The organism is Streptomyces sp. NRRL WC-3605 (assembly GCF_001509795.1).
GTDB lineage: Bacteria > Actinomycetota > Actinomycetes > Streptomycetales > Streptomycetaceae > Streptomyces > Streptomyces viridochromogenes.
In genome coordinates this window covers 139,305-156,864 of sequence record NZ_LLZN01000113.1, presented here as the reverse complement: position 1 = coordinate 156,864, position 17,560 = coordinate 139,305, and the positions used below count along the sequence as shown (strand labels likewise).

General features: G+C 71.0%; 22 protein-coding genes. 12 read left to right on the top strand and 10 right to left on the bottom strand.

What is annotated here, in order from left to right; all coding sequences use genetic code 11:
• Window positions 1-19 precede the first annotated feature (19 nt).
• The 4 genes from ADL34_RS33235 to ADL34_RS33220 all read left to right on the top strand — a co-directional run bounded on the left by ADL34_RS33235 (window position 20) and on the right by ADL34_RS33220 (window position 3,900).
• Window positions 20-706, top strand: coding sequence for an ABC transporter ATP-binding protein (locus tag ADL34_RS33235; protein ID WP_062669340.1), 687 nt, complete (start codon window positions 20-22; stop codon window positions 704-706).
• Window positions 703-2,970: an FtsX-like permease family protein gene (locus ADL34_RS33230; protein WP_062669342.1), complete on the top strand. Its 2,268-nt coding sequence runs from the start codon at window positions 703-705 to the stop codon at window positions 2,968-2,970. Before ADL34_RS33235 ends, ADL34_RS33230 begins: the two co-directional genes overlap by 4 nt.
• A 94-nt stretch (window positions 2,971-3,064) precedes the next feature.
• Window positions 3,065-3,280: a hypothetical protein gene (locus tag ADL34_RS33225; protein WP_062669344.1), complete on the top strand. Its 216-nt coding sequence runs from the start codon at window positions 3,065-3,067 to the stop codon at window positions 3,278-3,280.
• Window positions 3,277-3,900 carry a GNAT family N-acetyltransferase gene (locus tag ADL34_RS33220; RefSeq protein ID WP_062669346.1) on the top strand — a complete coding sequence of 208 codons (624 nt, stop codon included), beginning with the start codon at window positions 3,277-3,279 and terminating at the stop codon, window positions 3,898-3,900. The genes ADL34_RS33225 and ADL34_RS33220 overlap by 4 nt, the downstream gene beginning before the upstream one ends.
• Before the next feature lie 4 nt (window positions 3,901-3,904).
• Here ADL34_RS33220 and ADL34_RS33215 read toward each other — a convergent pair whose 3' ends face one another.
• Together ADL34_RS33215 and ADL34_RS33210 are read right to left on the bottom strand one after the other, a co-directional pair.
• Window positions 3,905-4,504 (bottom strand): TetR family transcriptional regulator, encoded by a 600-nt coding sequence (locus ADL34_RS33215; RefSeq protein WP_062669348.1) that lies wholly within the window; start codon window positions 4,502-4,504, stop codon window positions 3,905-3,907.
• A gap of 41 nt (window positions 4,505-4,545) precedes the next feature.
• A complete protein-coding gene (locus ADL34_RS33210) occupies window positions 4,546-5,553 on the bottom strand; it encodes an aldo/keto reductase (RefSeq protein ID WP_062669476.1) in 1,008 nt (335 codons plus the stop codon).
• Window positions 5,554-5,715: 162 nt separating this feature from the next.
• On the opposite strand from ADL34_RS33210, the gene ADL34_RS33205 reads away from it, so the two are divergent.
• On the top strand, window positions 5,716-6,762 hold the full coding sequence (locus ADL34_RS33205; protein ID WP_062669350.1) for a chitinase: 1,047 nt from the start codon (window positions 5,716-5,718) through the stop codon (window positions 6,760-6,762).
• Here the strand turns inward: ADL34_RS33205 and ADL34_RS33200 are convergent, their stop codons facing one another.
• The 3 genes from ADL34_RS33200 to ADL34_RS33190 form a co-directional block, all read right to left on the bottom strand.
• Window positions 6,763-7,290, bottom strand: coding sequence for a GNAT family N-acetyltransferase (locus ADL34_RS33200; RefSeq protein ID WP_062669352.1), 528 nt, complete (start codon window positions 7,288-7,290; stop codon window positions 6,763-6,765).
• 5 nt (window positions 7,291-7,295) lie between these two features.
• A complete protein-coding gene (locus ADL34_RS33195) occupies window positions 7,296-7,961 on the bottom strand; it encodes a maltokinase N-terminal cap-like domain-containing protein (protein ID WP_062669354.1) in 666 nt (221 codons plus the stop codon).
• A gap of 93 nt (window positions 7,962-8,054) precedes the next feature.
• Window positions 8,055-9,437 carry a glycine--tRNA ligase gene (locus tag ADL34_RS33190; protein WP_062669357.1) on the bottom strand — a complete coding sequence of 461 codons (1,383 nt, stop codon included), beginning with the start codon at window positions 9,435-9,437 and terminating at the stop codon, window positions 8,055-8,057.
• 163 nt (window positions 9,438-9,600) lie between these two features.
• Here ADL34_RS33190 and ADL34_RS33185 point away from each other — a divergent pair, with 163 nt between their 5' ends.
• The 5 genes from ADL34_RS33185 to ADL34_RS33165 all read left to right on the top strand — a co-directional run bounded on the left by ADL34_RS33185 (window position 9,601) and on the right by ADL34_RS33165 (window position 13,278).
• Window positions 9,601-10,584: a metal ABC transporter substrate-binding protein gene (locus tag ADL34_RS33185; protein WP_062669358.1), complete on the top strand. Its 984-nt coding sequence runs from the start codon at window positions 9,601-9,603 to the stop codon at window positions 10,582-10,584.
• A complete protein-coding gene (locus tag ADL34_RS33180) occupies window positions 10,581-11,372 on the top strand; it encodes a metal ABC transporter ATP-binding protein (protein ID WP_062669360.1) in 792 nt (263 codons plus the stop codon). The genes ADL34_RS33185 and ADL34_RS33180 overlap by 4 nt, the downstream gene beginning before the upstream one ends.
• Window positions 11,372-12,274: a metal ABC transporter permease gene (locus tag ADL34_RS33175; RefSeq protein WP_062669362.1), complete on the top strand. Its 903-nt coding sequence runs from the start codon at window positions 11,372-11,374 to the stop codon at window positions 12,272-12,274. Before ADL34_RS33180 ends, ADL34_RS33175 begins: the two co-directional genes overlap by 1 nt.
• A 60-nt stretch (window positions 12,275-12,334) precedes the next feature.
• Window positions 12,335-12,751, top strand: coding sequence for a Fur family transcriptional regulator (locus tag ADL34_RS33170; RefSeq protein ID WP_062669364.1), 417 nt, complete (start codon window positions 12,335-12,337; stop codon window positions 12,749-12,751).
• Between the two features lie 119 nt (window positions 12,752-12,870).
• Window positions 12,871-13,278, top strand: coding sequence for a hypothetical protein (locus tag ADL34_RS33165; RefSeq protein ID WP_159039018.1), 408 nt, complete (start codon window positions 12,871-12,873; stop codon window positions 13,276-13,278).
• A 72-nt stretch (window positions 13,279-13,350) separates the two neighbouring features.
• Here the strand turns inward: ADL34_RS33165 and ADL34_RS33160 are convergent, their stop codons facing one another.
• From ADL34_RS33160 to ADL34_RS33145, 4 genes are all read right to left on the bottom strand, one after another.
• Window positions 13,351-14,190 carry an isoprenyl transferase gene (locus ADL34_RS33160; RefSeq protein WP_062669368.1) on the bottom strand — a complete coding sequence of 280 codons (840 nt, stop codon included), beginning with the start codon at window positions 14,188-14,190 and terminating at the stop codon, window positions 13,351-13,353.
• Window positions 14,191-14,217: 27 nt separating this feature from the next.
• Window positions 14,218-14,964, bottom strand: a complete 747-nt coding sequence (recO, locus tag ADL34_RS33155) for a DNA repair protein RecO (RefSeq protein ID WP_062669369.1) — start codon at window positions 14,962-14,964, stop codon at window positions 14,218-14,220.
• 110 nt (window positions 14,965-15,074) lie between these two features.
• Window positions 15,075-15,290 carry a hypothetical protein gene (locus tag ADL34_RS33150; protein WP_062669372.1) on the bottom strand — a complete coding sequence of 72 codons (216 nt, stop codon included), beginning with the start codon at window positions 15,288-15,290 and terminating at the stop codon, window positions 15,075-15,077.
• Window positions 15,287-15,520, bottom strand: a complete 234-nt coding sequence (locus tag ADL34_RS33145) for a hypothetical protein (RefSeq protein WP_376726548.1) — start codon at window positions 15,518-15,520, stop codon at window positions 15,287-15,289. The genes ADL34_RS33150 and ADL34_RS33145 overlap by 4 nt, the downstream gene beginning before the upstream one ends.
• Before the next feature lie 86 nt (window positions 15,521-15,606).
• Between ADL34_RS33145 and ADL34_RS33140 the strand changes: the two genes are divergently transcribed.
• The gene (locus tag ADL34_RS33140; protein ID WP_062669375.1) at window positions 15,607-16,437 is read left to right on the top strand and encodes a helix-turn-helix domain-containing protein; all 831 of its coding nucleotides are present in this window, start codon (window positions 15,607-15,609) and stop codon (window positions 16,435-16,437) included.
• Window positions 16,419-16,613: a DUF397 domain-containing protein gene (locus ADL34_RS33135; RefSeq protein ID WP_062669377.1), complete on the top strand. Its 195-nt coding sequence runs from the start codon at window positions 16,419-16,421 to the stop codon at window positions 16,611-16,613. The genes ADL34_RS33140 and ADL34_RS33135 overlap by 19 nt, the downstream gene beginning before the upstream one ends.
• Here ADL34_RS33135 and ADL34_RS33130 read toward each other — a convergent pair.
• Entirely contained in the window at window positions 16,597-17,532 is a 936-nt protein-coding gene (locus ADL34_RS33130) for a DUF6879 family protein (protein WP_062669380.1), read from the bottom strand. The genes ADL34_RS33135 and ADL34_RS33130 overlap by 17 nt on opposite strands.
• Window positions 17,533-17,560: the final 28 nt, after the last annotated feature.

The following is a 17,560-nucleotide window of genomic DNA, read 5'->3' as shown; positions in this document are numbered from 1 at the left end:
CAGCCGTGCGTCCAGTTCCATGTCCGGGTCCTCGCCCGTCCTGCGCGCTCAGGACGTCGCCTTGGCCTACGGCTCCACGCCTGCCGTGCGGGAGGCGGATCTCGCGCTCGCGCGGGGGGAGGTCGCGGCGATCACCGGGGCCAGTGGTTCCGGGAAGTCGTCGTTGCTCTACTGCCTGGCCGGGGTGCTGCCCGTGGACCGGGGGACGATCAGCTTCGAGGGCCGGTCGCTCGCGGAGCTGGACGACGACGGGATCAGCGCGCTGCGCCGGGAGCGGTTCGGGTTCGTCTTCCAGTACGGCGAGTTGCTGCCCGAGCTGACCATCGAGGAGAACACCGCCCTGCCGCTACGGCTCGCCGGCCGGCGCAGGCGGCCCGCGCTGAAGGCCGCCGTCGAGGTGCTCGACCGGCTCGGGATCGCCGATCTGCGGGAGCGGCGGCCGTCGCAGGTGTCCGGCGGGCAGAACCAGCGCGTCGCCGTCGCCCGGGCCCTGGTGCACCGGCCCGCCGTGGTGTTCGCGGACGAGCCGACCGGCGCCCTCGACAGCGCCAACGCCGGCACGGTCCTCGAGGAGTTCCTGGAGCTGGCCCGCTCGCAGGGCACCGCCGTGCTGCTGGTGACCCATGACCCGTCGGTGGCCGCCCGCGCCGACAGCCGCTACACGATGACCGACGGCGTGCTCGCCCCCGAGGGGTCGGCGCGATGAGGGAGTTCCTGCTCGGTCTGCGGCTGCTGCTGGGCTCCGGCAGGGGTAACCGCGCCCGGTTCGCGCTGATGGCGCTGGGCGGATCGCTCGGTGTGTGCTGTCTCGCCCTGGTGCTCACGATCCCGGCGATTCTCGACGCCCATGACGGCCGGGCCGCCGCCCGTTCGCCCCGCCTCCACATCGGCCAGCCCGGGGCCGGGCGCACCTGGGTGCAGGAGTTCCGGGACCCGCACGGCTCCCGGCCGTTCGGCCGCGTCTTCGTCGCCCTCGGCCGCGAGGACATCCCGGCCCCGCCGCCCGGCCTGGACCGGCTGCCCCGCCCGGGCGAGGTGTACGTCTCCCCCGCCCTGCACGAGCAGCTGCGGCGCGAGCCCGGTCTGAGCGGTCTACTGCCGGGCGTCGAGAAGGGCCTGATCGGCGCGGCCGGTCTGACCGGTCCCGACGAGCTGTACGCCTACGTCGGCGCGACGCGGTCCCAACTGGGCGCCGAGGCACGGGCGCTGAAGGGGTTCGGCAAGGACTACCCGCCCTCCCGGGTGGTCGACCCCTCCACCCTGGAGGCCCTCCGCTTCACCCTGGCGACCCTCGTCCTGCTGCCCCTCGCGGTCTTCCTGTCGGTGTGCGCGAGGCTCTCCGCCGCCAGCCGCAACCGCCGGCTCGCCGCGCTGCGCCTGCTGGGCATGAGCTCCAAGGGCACCCAGCGGGTCAACGCCGCCGAGACCGTCGTGGCGGCCCTGCTCGGCGCCGCGCTCGGCCTCGGCGAGTTCTGGCTGCTCAATCAAGTCGTCGCCCGGACCGGCCTGCCAGGCCTGAAGTGGTACGCCGCCGACGGCGCCGTGTCGGCGGGGACGGCGGCCGTCTGCCTTCTCGGCTGCCCGGCACTGGCCTGGTTCGTGGGCCGGGCGAGCGCACGCGCGGCGGCCCGCAACCCGCTCGCGACCCGCCGTACGGCGGCTCCGCGGGCGCCCCGTGTCCGCTGGGGCCTGCTGTTCGTCACCGGCCTCGGCATCACCGCCGGTTTCGCCGCGACCGGTCTCGGCGAGCACCCGGCGCGCAGCGACGGACTCAACGCCCTGTTCATGCCGGCCGGGGTCCTGATGACCGGCCTCGGTCTGATCCTCGCGCTGCCCCTGCTGTCGTACCTGCTGGCCAGACGTCTGGCGCGGTCCGGCAACCTCGCCCTCAGCCTGGCCATGCGTCGCAACGAGGTCGAGCCGGGCAGTGCCCTGCGCGTGGTCTCCGGCCTGGTCCTGCTGGTGTTCTCGGCGTCGCTCGCCCAGGGCGTCCTGGTGGAGCTGAGCCAGGTCTCGCGCACCACCTCGCCCACCCAGGAGTACGGGCTGCCGACGGCGCAGCTGAGCGGGGACCAGCAGCGGCGGCTGCGGGAGATCCCCGGCGTGGACGTCTCCACCGTCGTGATGGCCTTCGACGACGACCTGGACAGCGACACCGACGACGACCAGGCCGACGCCCTGGTCGCCACCTGCGCCCAGCTGACCGCGCTGACCCGGCGGGTGGAGGGCTGCAAGGACGGCGAGGTCATGCGGCTGCTCGACCCGAACACCGGGGACGAGCCGTTCGGGGCCTCCGAGTTCGCGCTGAAGAAGGACGGCAGGCGGCTGACCCTGCGGGTCCCGGTGCCGAAGGACGTCGTGCGCTACTCGGGCCGAGGCGTGACGCACGTGTCCAACGCCGCCCTGCTGGTCCCGCCCGGCAAGCTGCCGCCGGGGGCCGTCCCGACGGCCGCCACCCTGGTCCTGGCCTCGTCCTCGGACCCGTCCACGGTCCGTGCGGTGCTGGACGCGATCGGCGCGATCGCGCCGACCGCCGACGTGGACCCGGCGGGCATCAACATCGAGGCGCTGCGGCAGCTCACGGTCATCAAGACGCTCCTCGTGGCGGGCATGGTGATGGGGCTGGTCATCGGGGTCGCCGCGTTCCTGGTGTCGGTGACGGACCGTGCCGTGGAACGCCGGTCGCAGGTCACCGCGCTGGCGCTCATCGGCGCTCGGCCCCGGGTCCTGCGCGCGGTCCAGTGCCTCCAGGTCGTCCTGCCGCTCGCGGTCGGTCTCGTCCTGGCCCTGGTCGCGGGGAAGCTGGCGGAGACCGCCTACCTGGTCACGGGCGGCGGCGAGGTCTTTTGGGACGGGGCCGGCGTGCCGGTGCTGCTGGTCTGCGCCGGCGGTGTCCTCGTCGCCGCCGTCGTCGGCACGCTTCCCCTGACGGGCCGGCGTATCGACCCCGAGCTGATCCGCCGGGACTGACCCGGAGGGGTATCGCCCGTCCGGGGCGTTACTGCACACTCCTTGCTGCGCGGCCCCGCCCCACGGGCCGTTGTCCCCGGACGCTGGAGGCGTCATGCTGGAGATCAACACGAGCAAGGTGAGCCGCTGGGACCAGCACGGGCGGGTGCATGTCGTGCGGGTCGTGCGCAAGGGGCCGCAGCGCACGCTGAGATGCGAGACCTGCGGGTGGCGCAGAGCGGCGCAGTTCCTGCCGTGGCTGAAGGCCGAGGAGCACCTGGCGGAGGCCCACCAGGCCACCGTGGACCCGACGGAGACGCAGCGCGAATGACGAGTCATGTCCGCCCGTACGAGCCCGGTGACCGCGTGGCGGTCGAGGACATCTGTGTGCGCACGGCGCATCAGGGAGGGGACAGCCGGCCGCACTACACGGACCCCGGTGTCTTCCCGGCGGCCTTCGCGCTGCCGTACGTCGTCCTGGAGCCGGAGCTGGCGTTCGTGCTGGACGACGGCCGGGGGCGGGCCGTCGGCTATGTCGTGGGGACGGCGGACACCGCGCGGTTCGTGAAGGACTACCGGGCGGAGTGGCTGCCGCGGATCGCCGGCCGCTATCCGGACCCGGCCGAACCCCGCACCCCGGACGAGGAGATCGCGCGTCTGCTGCACACCCCGGAGCGCATGCTGGTGCCGGAGGTGGCCGCCTATCCGGCCCATCTGCACATCGACCTGCTGCCCGGCTGGCAGGGCAGGGGGTACGGGCGGACGCTGATGCACAGCCTGTTCGGGGCCTTGCGGGCACGGGGTGTTCCGGCGGTCCACCTGTGCATGGTCACCGCCAACACCGCCGCGCGGGCCTTCTACGACCGGCTGGGCTTCCACGAGATAGCGGTGCCGGACGCCGGTCCGGTGACCTATCTCGGGCGGACGACGGAGGTGCCCGGCGCCGGGTGACGGCTCAGGCGCGGGCCCGCAGTCCCCGCAGCAGCAGGCCCACCAGGGCGTCGAAGTCGTCCTGCACACCGGGCTGTTCCCACTCCCGGGCGTAGTGCGGGTCGTGGAAGCGGTCGGTCGCCCGGAACAGGGCACGGGCGGCGACGGACGGGTCCGCGGCGGTGAAGGCGCCGGACGCGACGCCGTCCCGCACGATCGCGGTGAGCTGGCCGGTGAGGTCGGCGATGTGCTCGCTCACGACCGTCTCGGCGGTCTCGGTGGTGAGCACCGAGTACGTGGCGAACAGCTCGGGGTCGTCGAACGCCTTGCGGCGCTTGGCGGCGAACAGCGCCGCCAGCCAGTCCCGCAGCCGGGTCTCCGCGTCGAGGCCGGGCGCGCCCGCGATCTCCGCCAGGAGGTCCGTCGTCCGGTCCAGCCAGCGCTTGGTCACGGCTTCCCGCAGTGCCGCCTTGGTACGGAAGTGCCGGTAGACGCTGCCATGGCTGACGCCGAGCGCGCGGGCCACGTCGACCACGGTGGCCTTGGCCGGGCCGTGGCGGCGCAGCACCTCCTCGGTCGCTTCGAGGATGCGCTCGGCGGTCAGGGTCGGAGACGTCGGTGGCATGTCCTAGACGGTACCCGGCGGCTCGTGCGGGGCCGTGGGCACTACTCGGATCCCAGGTGCGCCATCTGCTGGGTCGGGTAGCGGTCGCCGGCCGCGGCGCCCGGCGGCACCGCCTCCTCGATCGCCGTCAGGTCCGCCTCGTCCAGCGTGACGTCGAGGGCGCCCAGGGATTCGGTGAGCCGCTCGCGGGTGCGGGCGCCGACGAGCGGCACGATGTCCTCGCCGCGGGACAGCACCCACGCGATGGCGATCTGGGCGACGGAGGCGCCCTTGCGCTCGGCGATCTTCCGCAGCGCGTCGACGAGGTCCAGGTTGTGCCGGAGGTTGTCGCCCTGGAAGCGGGGCGAGTGGGCTCGGAAGTCGTCCGCGGCGAGCTGCCGGTCGCGGGTGAAGTGCCCGGAGATCAGGCCGCGGGAGAGCACGCCGTAGGCGGTGATGGAGATGCCCAGCTCGCGTGTGGTGGGCAGGATCGCCTCCTCGATGCCGCGGGAGATCAGGGAGTACTCGATCTGCAGGTCGGTGACGGGCGCGGTGGCGGCGGCACGGCGGATCGTCTCGGCGCGCACCTCGCTCAGGCCGACGTGCCGGACGTGGCCCTTCTCGATCAGCTCGGCGATGGCGCCCACCGTCTCCTCGATGGGCACGTCGGGGTCGAGCCGGGAGAGCCGGTAGACGTCGATGTGGTCGACGCCGAGGCGCTGCAGCGAGTAGGCGGCGAAGTTCTTCACGGCGGCGGGCCGGCCGTCGAAGCCGCTCCATTCGCCGTCGGGTCCGCGCAGCGCGCCGAATTTCACGCTGACCCGGGCCTTCTCGCGCAGTTCCGCGGGCGCAGAGCGCAGGGCCTCGCCGATCAGGAGTTCGTTGTGGCCCATGCCGTAGAAGTCGCCGGTGTCCAGCAGGGTCACGCCCGCGTCCAGGGCGGCGTGGATCGTGGCGATCGACTCGGCCCGGTCCGCGTCGCCGTAGAGCGCCGACATGCCCATGCAGCCGAGGCCGAGGGCGGAGACCTGGGGGCCGGTGGTTCCGAGGGGTCGGGTTGGCATCGTCATGTCCTCCACTCTGCCGTAACAGCTGACAGAATTCAATATCTGTCAGCTGTTACTTGTCAGTCGACTTCGAGAACACTGGTCCAGACCTCTTGACGAAAGGTCTGGACCACGAGCACTGTCATGCCTACGACACCTCACCGCACCCCCCACCGGGAGGCCCGTATGCTCCGCCGCGCCCTGCGCGTGCTCGCCGTCGCGCTGACGACGGCCGCTCTCGCCCAACTCCCCGTCGCCGCCCCCGCGTCCGCCGCCGACACCTGTGCCGTGAAGCCGAAACCGGCCGGCAAGGTGCTCCAGGGCTACTGGGAGAACTGGGACGGCGCCGCCAACGGCGTCCACCCGCCGTTCGGCTGGACCCCGATCACCGACTCCCGTATCGCGCGGCACGGCTACAACGTGATCAACGCGGCGTTCCCGGTCATCCGCTCCGACGGCACGGCGCTGTGGGAGGACGGCATGGACAGCGGGGTGAAGGTGGCCACGCCCGCGGAGATGTGCGCGGCGAAGGCGGCCGGCGCCACGATCCTGATGTCGATCGGCGGCGCCACCGCCGGGATCGACCTCAACTCGACGGCGGTGGCGGACCGGTTCGTCGACACGATCGTCCCGATCCTGAAGCGCTACAACTTCGACGGCATCGACATCGACATCGAGACGGGCCTGACCGGCAGCGGGAACATCGCGCAGCTGTCGGCGTCGCAGGCCAACCTGATCCGGATCATCGACGGCGTCCTGGCGCGGATGCCCTCCGGCTTCGGCCTGACGATGGCCCCGGAGACGGCGTACGTCACGGGCGGCAGCGTCGTCTACGGCTCGATCTGGGGCGCCTACCTGCCCATCGTCAAGAAGTACGCCGACAACGGGCGCCTGTGGTGGCTGAACATGCAGTACTACAACGGCAGCATGTACGGCTGCTCCGGCGACTCCTACCAGGCCGGCACCGTCCAGGGCTTCGTCGCCCAGACCGACTGTCTCGACAAGGGCCTTGTAGTGCAGGGCACCACGATCCGGGTCCCCTACGACAAGCAGGTGCCGGGCCTGCCCGCGCAGCCGGGTGCGGGCGGCGGCCACATGACGCCGGCCCAGGTCGGCGAGGCCTGGCGGCACTACGGCGGTGCCCTCAAGGGCCTGATGACCTGGTCGCTCAACTGGGACGGTTCGAAGAACTGGACCTTCGGCGACAACGTCAAGGCGCTGCAGGGCCGTTGATCAGCCCAGTTCCCTGACGTACCGGTCGAACAGCGTCCCGTCGTCCGCGAACCGCTGCCCGCCGGGTGCGAACCCCGCCCGGCGGGCCACGGCGACGGACGCCGCGTTGCCGGGCTCGACCTGGATGACGGCCGCCCGCGCGCCCGCGGCGGCCGCGTACCCGCAGACCAGGAGGACGGCCCGGGTGGCGAGGCCCCGCCCGCGCCAGGCCGGGTAGAGGCCGTAGGCGACGTTGACCTGCCCCGGGGTGAGGCCCTCCGCCGCGAAGCGCAGGTCGATCGTCCCCGCGAGCGTCCGGCCGCCGTCCACACGGACACCGAAGGCCCGCAGGGAGCCGCCGTCGGCCCATTGCCCGGCGCAGTGCCGCACGTAGGCCGCGACGCCCTCGGGGGTGCCGGGGCCGCCGCTGAGCCAGCGGATCAACTGCTCGTCCTCGCCCGCGAGATGGGCGGACGCGTCGTCCGGCCCGAGCGGGGTCAGGGTGATCACCCCGTCGGAGAGGTGCGCGCCGGGCGTGGGCGTCTCCACAGGGCTCAGTCCTGGCCGGTTCCGGGGTGCAGGGTGACGAAGAGGCCGTGGGCGCGGGTGCCGTCGGGCAGGCTCCAGACGCCGCCGACGTGCCCGAGGGCACCGTCGGGCAGCTCAGGGGCGCCCTGCGGGGCCGGGCTCAGGGCGCGGTGCAGCAGGAGCGAGCCGTCGGCCGTGGCGACGCGGGTGCCGTGCGCGGAGTCCTCGGCGACGGGGAGGCCGGCCTGCTCGCCCTTGAGGGCGGGGCCGGTGCGGGAGCGGGTGACGTCCCGGTCGACGGCGTCGGAGACGCTCTGCGCCTGTGCCTCGGCCCGCCCGTCGATCAGGGCGAGCAACTCGGCGACCAGCACCGGGTCGTGGCAGCCGTCGTACACCCAGCGCCGGCCCAGGACACCGTGCTCCGTGGTCCCGATGAGGGCGTGATCGGCCCCGTCGAGGGGGGCGCCGCGGTAGGTCATCGGGACGAGGTACCCGGCCGTCGCCGGGCCCGACGCGTCGGTGATCACCATGAACTCGATCCCGACCTCGCCCCGCGGGTCGTCCAGCCGGAAGCCGCCGGCCTTCTCCGGCCGGGGCTCACCGGAACCGGCGTACCAGGGGCGCGAGGGCAGCCAGGCGGCGAGCAGTTCCAGTTTCGTCGGCGTGAGGGTGGTGCGGTGGATGATGGCCATGCCGCAGATTCTCACGGACGCGCGGTGGATACGACGCGGGGTCCCCGCCGCCCATGACGGACGACGGGGACCCCGTGACGGTGTTCCGGGCGGTCAGGCGCCGATCAGGCGGCTCGCCAGGTAGCCCTCGATCTGGTCGAGGGAGACGCGCTCCTGCTTCATGGAGTCGCGCTCACGAACGGTGACCGCGTTGTCCTCCAGCGTGTCGAAGTCGACGGTGACGCAGAAGGGCGTGCCGATCTCGTCCTGGCGGCGGTAGCGGCGGCCGATGGCGCCGGCGTCGTCGAACTCGATGTTCCAGTTCTGGCGCAGCGCCTGGGCGAGGCCCTTGGCCTTCGGGGACAGGTCGGCGTTGCGGGAGAGCGGCAGGACGGCCACCTTCACCGGGGCGAGGCGCGGGTCGAGCCGCAGCACGGTGCGCTTCTCCATCTTGCCCTTGGCGTTGGGGGCCTCGTCCTCGATGTAGGCGTCGAGGAGGAACGCCAGCATCGCGCGGCCGACACCGGCCGCGGGCTCGATGACGTACGGCGTCCAGCGCTCGCCGGCCTCCTGGTCGAAGTAGGAGAGGTCCTGGCCGGAGGCCTTGGCGTGGGCGCCGAGGTCGTAGTCGGTGCGGTTGGCCACACCCTCCAGCTCGCCCCACTCGTTGCCGCCGAACTGGAAGCGGTACTCGATGTCAGCGGTGCGCTTGGAGTAGTGGGAGAGCTTCTCCTTCGGGTGCTCGTACCACCGCATGTTCTCCTCGCGCAGGCCGAGACCGGTGTACCAGTTCCAGCGCTGCTCCATCCAGTACTCCTGCCACTTCTCGTCCTCGCCCGGCTTGACGAAGAACTCCATCTCCATCTGCTCGAACTCGCGGGTGCGGAAGATGAAGTTGCCGGGAGTGATCTCGTTGCGGAAGGACTTGCCCATCTGGGCGATGCCGAACGGCGGCTTGCGGCGCGAGGTGGTCTGCACCTGGGCGAAGTTGGTGAAGATGCCCTGGGCGGTCTCGGGGCGCAGGTAGGCGACGGAGCCGGAGTCCTGGGTCGGGCCCAGGTGCGTCGACAGCAGACCCGAGAACTGCTTGGGCTCGGTGAACTGGCCCTTGTTGCCGCAGTTCGGGCAGTTGATGTCGGCGAGGCCGTGCTCGGGGGCGTGGCCCTTCTTGGCCTCGTACGCCTCCTCCAGGTGGTCCGCGCGGAACCGCTTGTGGCAGGAGGTGCACTCGGTCAGCGGGTCCGTGAAGGTGGCGACGTGACCGGAGGCGACCCACACCTCGGGGGCGAGGATCACGGACGAGTCGATACCGACGACGTCCTCGCGCGAGGTCACCATGTAACGCCACCACTGGCGCTTGAGGTTCTCCTTGAGCTCGACACCCAGCGGTCCGTAGTCCCAGGCGGCCTTCGTGCCGCCGTAGATCTCACTACTGGGGAATACGAAGCCACGGCGCTTGCTCAGGCTGACGATGGTGTCGATCTTGTCGGCGGCCACGGTGCTCTCTTCATTACGACGACGGGCGACGAAGCGAGGCGCTTCTACAGCGAATGCTTCAGGGTACCGGCGGGGGCTCCCCTCCAATCAAATCGGTAGCGCTCCGTGGACGTCCCAACACGCTTGTTGACAATGGTTTCCAGTGCAGTTGAAAATGAGTGTCATGAACGTACGACGACCTCACATATCCGGGGCCGCCCTCGCGGCTGTCGCCGTCCTCGGGATCGGCTCCCTGTCCGCCTGCTCGACGGACAGTGCCGCCGCCGGCGGCGGGAGGTTCGACGTCGTCGCGTCGTTCTATCCCATGCAGTTCCTCGCCGAGCGCATCGGGGGGGACCATGTGCACGTCACCACGCTCACCGAACCCGGCCAGGAACCGCACGAGCTGGAGCTCAGCCTCCACCAGCGGGCCGAGCTGGAGGAGTCCGACGCGGCGCTGTTCCTCAGCGGACTCCAGCCGTCCGTCGACGAGGCCATCGAGCAGTCCGGTCTGAAGACGAAGATCGACGCCGCGGACCTCACGAAGCTGGAGGACCACGGCGACGTCGAACACGACCACGGCCACGGCGGGGGGCACTCCGGCGAGGAGCACTCCGCGGAGGAGCACTCCGAGGAGGACTCGCACCACCTCGACCCGCACGTCTGGCTCGACCCCGTGAAGTACGCGGAGATCGCCGAGGGCGTCGGGACCGCGTTCGCCAAGGCGGACCCGGAGCACGCGACCGACTACCGCGAGAACACCGACGCACTGGTCGACCGGCTGCACGCGCTGGACACCGAGCTCCGCGACGGCCTGAAGAACACGAAGACCAAGGTCTTCTTCACCAACCACGCCTCCTTCGGCTACTTCGCCGAGCGCTACGGCCTGACCCAGGAGGCCATCTCCGGTGTCGACCCGGAGAGCGAGCCGAGCCCCGCCCGGATCAAGGAACTGCGCGACGAGGCCCGGGCGGACGGGGTGACCACCGTGTTCTACGAGACCCTGGTGTCCGGCAAGACCGCGAAGACCCTCGCCCGCGACGCAGGGCTCAGGACGGACGTCCTCGACCCGCTGGAGGGCATCACCGGCAAGTCCCGGGGCGACGACTACTTCGCGGTCATGGAGGCCAACCTCACGGCCCTGAAGAAGGCGCTGGGCGCCCGATGACCCACTCTCTGGAGGACGGCATGAGCGAGTCCGTCATTTCGCTGCGCGGCGTCCGTGCCGAGCTGGGCTCGCGCCCGGTCCTGCGCGGCATCGACCTCGCGGTGCGCCGCGGCGAGGTCGTCGCCCTGCTCGGCGCCAACGGCTCCGGCAAGTCGACGGCCGTGCGCAGCGTCATCGGCCAGGTGCCGGTCAGCGCCGGCGAGATCGAGCTGTTCGGCACCCCCCGGGCCCGCTTCCGCGACTGGGCGCGGGTCGGCTACGTCCCGCAGCGCACGACGGCCGCGGGCGGCGTGCCCGCCACGGTCGGCGAGATCGTCTCCTCGGGCCGGCTCTCGCGCACCCGCTTCGGCCTCTTCCGCAAGGCCGACCGCACGGCCGTACGGCACGCCCTGGAGCTCGTCGGCATGGCGGACCGCGCCAGGGACTCGGTCGACGCGCTGTCCGGCGGCCAGCACCAGCGGGTGCTCATCGCACGCGCCCTGGCCGCCGAGCCGGAGCTGCTGATCATGGACGAGCCGATGGCGGGGGTAGACCTGGCGAGCCAGGAGGTCCTCGCGCACACCCTGCGCGAGCAGGTCGGGGCCGGTGCCACGGTCCTGCTCGTCCTGCACGAACTGGGCCCGCTGGAGCCCCTGATCGACCGGGCGGTCGTGCTGCGCGACGGCTGTGTCCTGCACGACGGCCCGCCCCCGAAGGCGGTCGGCCAGCACGCGCTGCCCGGCCACGACCACGTCCACCCGCACGCGGCTCACGACGCCGAACCGATCCGGACGGGACTGCTGAGCTGATGGAATTCCTGAACTACGACTTCATGCAGCGGGCGCTGCTCGCCGCGATCCTCGTGGGCATCACCGCACCGGCGATCGGCATCTACCTCGTGCAGCGCCGCCAGGCGCTCATGGGCGACGGCATCGGCCACGTCGCCATGACCGGCGTCGGCCTGGGCTTTTTGCTGTCCTGGTCGCCGGTGTGGACGGCCACGCTGGTGTCGGTGGTCGGCGCGGTGCTCATGGAGCTGATCCGCTGGTACGGCAAAACGCGCGGCGACATCGCCCTGGCGATGCTCTTCTACGGCGGCATGGCCGGCGGCGTGCTGCTGATCAACCTCGCGCCCGGAGGGGCCAACGCCAACCTGCTGTCGTTCCTGTTCGGGTCGCTGTCCACGGTGTCCGAGTCGGACGTGACGGCGATCTGCATTCTCGCGGCGTTCGTGGTCCTCATCACACTGCTGCTGCGCCGCCAGCTGTTCGCGGTCAGCCAGGACGAGGAGTTCGCACGGGTCACGGGCCTGCCGGTGCGGGCGCTGAACCTGCTGACGGCGGTGACGGCGGCCGTGACCGTGACGGTCGCGATGCGGGTGGTCGGGCTGCTGCTGGTGAGCGCGCTGATGGTGGTGCCGGTGGCGGCGGCCCAGCAGCTGTCCCGCAGCTTCGCGGCGACGTTCGCGATCGCCGTGGCGATCGGTGTGACGGTGACGATCGGGGGCACGGTCACCTCGTACTACCAGGACGTCCCGCCCGGCGCGACGATCGTGCTGCTGACCATCGGCGCGTTCATCGTGCTGACCGCGCTGGCGACGCCGCTGGCCCGGCGACGCGCTCGGGCCCTGGCGGCGGCGCAGCCGGCCGGGGACCCTGTGGAGTGCGCGGTTCCGGACAGCGGGGACGGCGCGGGCAAGGTCGGCGTCTGACCGGGCACAGGTCGGGCTGGCACAATGGCCCGGGCAAGGCGCAGACGTGAGGAGGCAACGGTGACGACGGCAGGACCGCCCGTGAAGGGCCGAGCCACCCGGCAGCGCGCCGCCGTGGCGGCAGCCCTCGACGAGGTCGACGAGTTCCGCAGCGCCCAGGACCTGCACGACATGCTCAAGCACAAGGGCGACTCGGTCGGGCTCACCACCGTCTACCGCACCCTGCAGTCCCTCGCCGAGGCCGGCGAGGTCGACGTCCTGCGCACCTCCGAGGGAGAGTCCGTCTACCGCCGCTGCTCCACCGGCGAGCACCACCACCACCTCGTCTGCCGGGTCTGCGGCAAGGCCGTCGAGGTCGAGGGCCCGGCCGTCGAGAAGTGGGCGGACGCCATCGCCGCCGAGCACGGCTTCGTGAACGTGGCCCACACGGTGGAGATCTTCGGCACCTGCGCGGACTGCGCTTCCGCCAGCTGCTGAGCCGTGCCGGGCAGTTGCCCGGATCACATATCCAAGTGACCTGTTTTCGATCATGTGTTTGTATGATCGTCATGGCTCCTGCGACCACAGGAGTCACACAGAAAACAGGGGAGTACAACTTGAAACTGGGACGTATCGCTGGTGTGACCGCCGCGAGCGCCGCCATGGTGCTGGCCGTCGCCAATTCGGCGGTGGCCGCGGACCACACCATGCACACGGGGGATGCCTGGGGGAACGTGCCGGGTGTCGACTGGAGCGGCACCGGCTTCTTCAACGAGTACGGTGACGTTGTCACGATCAAGGACAACGACGCCGACGGCCGCGGTGTGACGATGAACGTCTACATCGGCAGCCCGAGCGGCAACCCGCGCTACTCGTTCACCGTCGGCGGCGAGGGCAACACCGCCACCCGCAAGGCCAGCATGGGCGGCAATTTCGACCTGCCGGAGAACACCCGCATCGGCTTCAAGTTCTGCCGGGCGCCCGACGGCGAGTGCAAGGACTACACGTTCCTCAACGACCACTAAAGGTCCGACGGAACCGCGAACGGCCCCGTCCCGCCTCGGTGGGACGGGGCCGTTCCCGTGCGACGGGAAAGGTCAGGCCTCCTCGGGGCGGCCCTTCATGGCCAGCAGTTCCTCGTTCGGGATGGCGCCGCCGAAGCGGCGGTCGCGGGAGGCGAACTCCAGACAGGCGCGCCACAGGTCACGCCGGTCGAAGTCCGGCCACAGCACGTCCTGGAAGACCATCTCGGCGTACGCGCTCTGCCACAGCAGGTAGTTGGAGGTGCGCTGCTCGCCGCTGGGTCGCAGGAACAGGTCCACGTCCGGCATGTCCGGGTAGTACAGGTACTTCGCGAAGGTCTTCTCGGTGACCTTGGACGGGTCGAGCCGCCCGGCCCGTACGTCCTCGGCGAGCGCCTGCGCGGCGTCCGCGATCTCGGCCCGGCCGCCGTAGTTCATGCAGAAGTACAGGGTCAGCCTGTCGTTGTCCTTGGTCTGCTCCTGGGAGATCTCCAGCTCCCGGGCGACCGACTTCCACAGCTTGGGCATCCGGCCGACCCACCGCACCCGCACGCCCAGCTCGTCGAGCTGGTCGCGGGTCTTGCGGATGAAGTCCCGGTTGAAGTTCATCAGGAAGCGCACCTCGTCGGGCGAGCGCTTCCAGTTCTCGGTGGAGAAGGCGTACAGCGAGATGGCGCCGACACCCATCTCGATCCCGCCCTGGAGGACGTCCAGCACGCGCTCCGCGCCGACCTTGTGTCCCTCGGTGCGCGGCAGGCCCCGCTCCTTGGCCCAGCGGCCGTTGCCGTCCATGACGATCGCCACATGGTTCGGGACCAGCTCGCCCGGCAGCTTGGGCGGGCGGGCACCGGACGGGTGCGGCTCCGGCGTCCTGTACTCACGGCGCCGGCGCCCCAGGAACCCACTCACGGCCATGTGTTTCTCGTCTCCCTCTGACTTCTTCTACTTCTCGACGTACCGGAGCGAGCGCAGCCCGCGCTCCAGGTGCCAGTGCAGATAGGCGGACACCAGCCCGCTGCCCTCCCGGACGTACCGCGGCTCACAGGCGTCCGCGGTCTCCCAGTCACCGGTGAGCAGCGCGCCCAGCAGGTCCAGGGTCTGCGGCGACGGTACGACGCTACCGGGCACCCGGCAGTCGACGCAGACCGAGCCCCCCGAGGCCACGGAGAAGAAGCGGTTCGGTCCCGGCATGCCGCATTTGGCACAGTCGCCGAAGCTTGGGGCGTATCCGTTGACGGCGAGGGAGCGCAGCAGGAAGGCGTCGAGCACGAGGTGCGGTTCGTGCTCCCCGCGCGCGAGGGTGCGCAGCGCCCCGACCAGGAGCAGGTACTGCTGGACGGCCGGCTCGCCCTCGTGGTCGGTGAACCGTTCGGCGGTCTCCAGCATGGCCGTCCCGGCGGTGTAGCGGGCGTAGTCGGTGACGATGCCGCCGCCGTAGGGAGCGATGGTCTCGCTCTGCGTGCACAGCGGCAGCCCGCGTCCGATCAGCTCGCTCCCCCGCGCGAAGAACTGCACGTCGACGTGGGAGAACGGTTCGAGCCGCGCCCCGAACTTCGACTTGGTGCGCCGCACGCCGCGTGCCACGGCCCGCACCCGCCCGTGCCCGCGGGTGAGCAGGGTGATGATCCGGTCCGCCTCACCCAGCTTCTGGGTGCGCAGCACGATGCCGTCGTCGCGGAACAGACTCATGCCCTCATTGTCGCGTACGCGGGTGACCGGCGGGTGCGGTCGGGGTCCCCCCCCGCCCCGCCGGTGCGGACGGTGCCGGGGTGGTGGCGCTGTGTGCCGGGGGCACCCCCTCAGGGCACCTCGCCCCTGCTGCGGGCGTTCGCGTACGCCGTCGCCACGCGCAGCCGCTCGGACGGGGTGGCGGGGCGCACGGACGCCGGGTCGGCGTCCCACTCCCTGCCGCCACCGTGCGGCCGCAGCTGGACGTACGGTCCCTCGTGTCCCATCACCACGCCGATTCGACCCGAAAGAGTGTCATAGACATACGACCCGATGGACGGCTTCACCGCAGCACCGCCGCGAGGCGCCGCGCGGTGTCCACCGGGCAGCGTCCCAATTCGACGAGCGGGCACGGCGCCTCACGCGCGAGACTCGCCGGATCGATCCGGAGTGTCGGGAGCGTAATTCCTGCCTTCTCCAGCGCGGCCCGCAATTCCTTCACCACTTCCTCCGCTTCTTCGACGCAGTGCGCCGAGTGCCGTTCCGTCACCTTGCTCCCCTCGAATTCGGATTTCACGCATCTCCGGTCCATAGTGACGCGTGGCGCCTACACTCGGCGGGAGTCCGTGCACTACAAGTGCACCGCAGGGCTGGGGGGTTGCCATGGCCAACGGTTCACGTCAGGCGGCGTGGGAGTTCTTCGGGGCGGAGCTGAAGAGGCGCCGGGAGAACGCCGGTATTACGCAGTCGGAACTGGGGGCGCGGGTTTTCGTGTCCGGCGGATACGTCGGCCAGTTCGAACAGGCGATTCGAAAGCCTCAGCTGGATATCGCTCAGAGGATTGACGACGCCCTGCAAACCGACGGTATTTTCGAGCGCCTCTGGCAGAACCTCATCAGGGACCGGCGGTACGCGGATTACTTCGCGAAGACGGCAGAGCTGGAGAGACTGGCGACGAGGATCTGCGACTGGGAGCCCTCCGTCGTTCCGGGGCTCCTCCAGACACCGGCGTACACGAGGGCACTCGTCGTGGCGACGCAGCCGTTCGCGACCGACGACCTCGTCGACGAGCGGGTCGCGGCGCGCGCCGAGCGGTCGGCGATCCTGGAGGACGCCGCACGGCCCGAGTACTGCGCGATCGTGCACGAGACGGTGCTGCGTGTGCCGGTCGGCGGCACGGAGGTCGCGGCGCGTGCGCTGGAGCATCTGGCGGCGGCCGCGCGCAGCCGCAAGGTGCTGCTCCAGGTGCTGCCCTTCGCGGCGGGAGCGGCCGCTAACAACGGCTCGCTGCGCCTCATGGAGTTCGATGACGCACCGCCAACTGCCTATACGGAGACGTCCTTTTCGGGCAGTGTCCTGGATGACCCGGCGGTGGTGAAGCGTGCGAGCCGCGCCTACGATCTGCTCAGGGGCGCCGCGCTGTCTCCGGACGCTTCCCTGGCCTTGATCGAGTCGGCAGCTGAGGACTTCAGACGATGCACACGGACGACCTGAGCGGCGCTCACTGGCACCGGAGCAGTTACAGCAACGGCGACGGAGGCAACTGCCTCGAGATCGCCGCCGGAGTCCCCGGTACCGTGCCCGTCCGGGACTCCAAGCTCGCCTCGGACGGCCCCGTCCTGCTGTTCCCCGCTCACGCCTGGGAGGGCTTCCTCACGTCTCTGAGGTGACCCTCGGCGTCTGCTGGCGCTCCGCCTCCGCCCACAGGTCCGTGAACTGCGTGACGTGGTCCTCGATGTGGTCCGGGTCGGCACTCAGCAGGGTGCTGTCCGGGTTGTTCTCCTGGTCCGGCTTGGTCTCGTGGCACAGCTCGCCGTCGAAGACGATGAAGTCGCTCACCCTCGGGTTGGACTCCATCAGCGACCGCACCGCGATCCGCGCGTCGATGCCCCGCCTGCGGTGGTCCTCGCACAGCGCCCGCAGCTCCGGGGTGACCTCGTCCTCGGTACGGACGATGAACAGGCGGCGGATCTCCACGCCCCGCCTCCTGATGGCCTTCTCCTGCGCCGCGAGATACCGCACGGCCGGTCCGCTGTACCAGAACTCCCGGTCCACCGAGGTGCTGGTGGCGTCCAGGGTCATCTTGGTGCAGTCGGTGAGGTCGATCAGCCACTCGTGGTTCTCACCGGGGCAGTCCGCGGTGCCGCTGCCCAGCCCCTCCATCATCCGTGCGAGACGCCCGAGTTCCTTCTCCGCGAAGGCCTGCATGATGTCGCCGCCCTGCTCCCGGACCCGGGTGTAGCCGAGGACGAGCCGGGTCACCTCCTCGGAGCGCAGCACCGATCCGTCGACCTGGCTGAACAGTTCGGTGGCGGAGAGGATCTCGGCGAAGCCCTGGTCGACCTTCTCGAACCGCTCGCCGAAGTCGACCAGGTACTGCACGATCAGCACCGTGCAGCCCAGGGAGATGGACATCGTCCACTCCCACAGGTTGTCGTCCTCCTGGTTCAGCAGACCGCTCAGGAGGAAGGTCACGGCGCCCGCGACGCCCGCGACCAGCACTCTCAGCAGCACCTTGTGCCGCCCCGCGTTCTGCGTCTGCGGCTGGTTCCTGCCGCCGTTCCCGTTCCCTAATGACGTCGTGCTCATCTGTCATCCCCCGTCGGTTCCGGTTGTG

Bases quoted from the DNA above. Each gene is read 5' to 3' on its own strand.
- ADL34_RS33195 (WP_062669354.1), bottom strand. From the start codon at position 7,961: ATGGCCATCATCCACCGCACCACCCTCACGCCGACGAAACTGGAACTG.
- recO (WP_062669369.1), bottom strand. From the start codon at position 14,964: ATGAGTCTGTTCCGCGACGACGGCATCGTGCTGCGCACCCAGAAGCTG.
- ADL34_RS33210 (WP_062669476.1), bottom strand. From the start codon at position 5,553: ATGACGATGCCAACCCGACCCCTCGGAACCACCGGCCCCCAGGTCTCC.
- ADL34_RS33135 (WP_062669377.1), top strand. From the start codon at position 16,419: ATGCACACGGACGACCTGAGCGGCGCTCACTGGCACCGGAGCAGTTAC.
- ADL34_RS33225 (WP_062669344.1), top strand. From the start codon at position 3,065: ATGCTGGAGATCAACACGAGCAAGGTGAGCCGCTGGGACCAGCACGGG.
- ADL34_RS33130 (WP_062669380.1), bottom strand. From the start codon at position 17,532: ATGAGCACGACGTCATTAGGGAACGGGAACGGCGGCAGGAACCAGCCG.
- ADL34_RS33230 (WP_062669342.1), top strand. From the start codon at position 703: ATGAGGGAGTTCCTGCTCGGTCTGCGGCTGCTGCTGGGCTCCGGCAGG.
- ADL34_RS33205 (WP_062669350.1), top strand. From the start codon at position 5,716: ATGCTCCGCCGCGCCCTGCGCGTGCTCGCCGTCGCGCTGACGACGGCC.
- ADL34_RS33185 (WP_062669358.1), top strand. From the start codon at position 9,601: ATGAACGTACGACGACCTCACATATCCGGGGCCGCCCTCGCGGCTGTC.
- ADL34_RS33175 (WP_062669362.1), top strand. From the start codon at position 11,372: ATGGAATTCCTGAACTACGACTTCATGCAGCGGGCGCTGCTCGCCGCG.
- ADL34_RS33180 (WP_062669360.1), top strand. From the start codon at position 10,581: ATGACCCACTCTCTGGAGGACGGCATGAGCGAGTCCGTCATTTCGCTG.
- ADL34_RS33220 (WP_062669346.1), top strand. From the start codon at position 3,277: ATGACGAGTCATGTCCGCCCGTACGAGCCCGGTGACCGCGTGGCGGTC.
- ADL34_RS33235 (WP_062669340.1), top strand. From the start codon at position 20: ATGTCCGGGTCCTCGCCCGTCCTGCGCGCTCAGGACGTCGCCTTGGCC.
- ADL34_RS33160 (WP_062669368.1), bottom strand. From the start codon at position 14,190: ATGGCCGTGAGTGGGTTCCTGGGGCGCCGGCGCCGTGAGTACAGGACG.
- ADL34_RS33215 (WP_062669348.1), bottom strand. From the start codon at position 4,504: ATGCCACCGACGTCTCCGACCCTGACCGCCGAGCGCATCCTCGAAGCG.
- ADL34_RS33140 (WP_062669375.1), top strand. From the start codon at position 15,607: ATGGCCAACGGTTCACGTCAGGCGGCGTGGGAGTTCTTCGGGGCGGAG.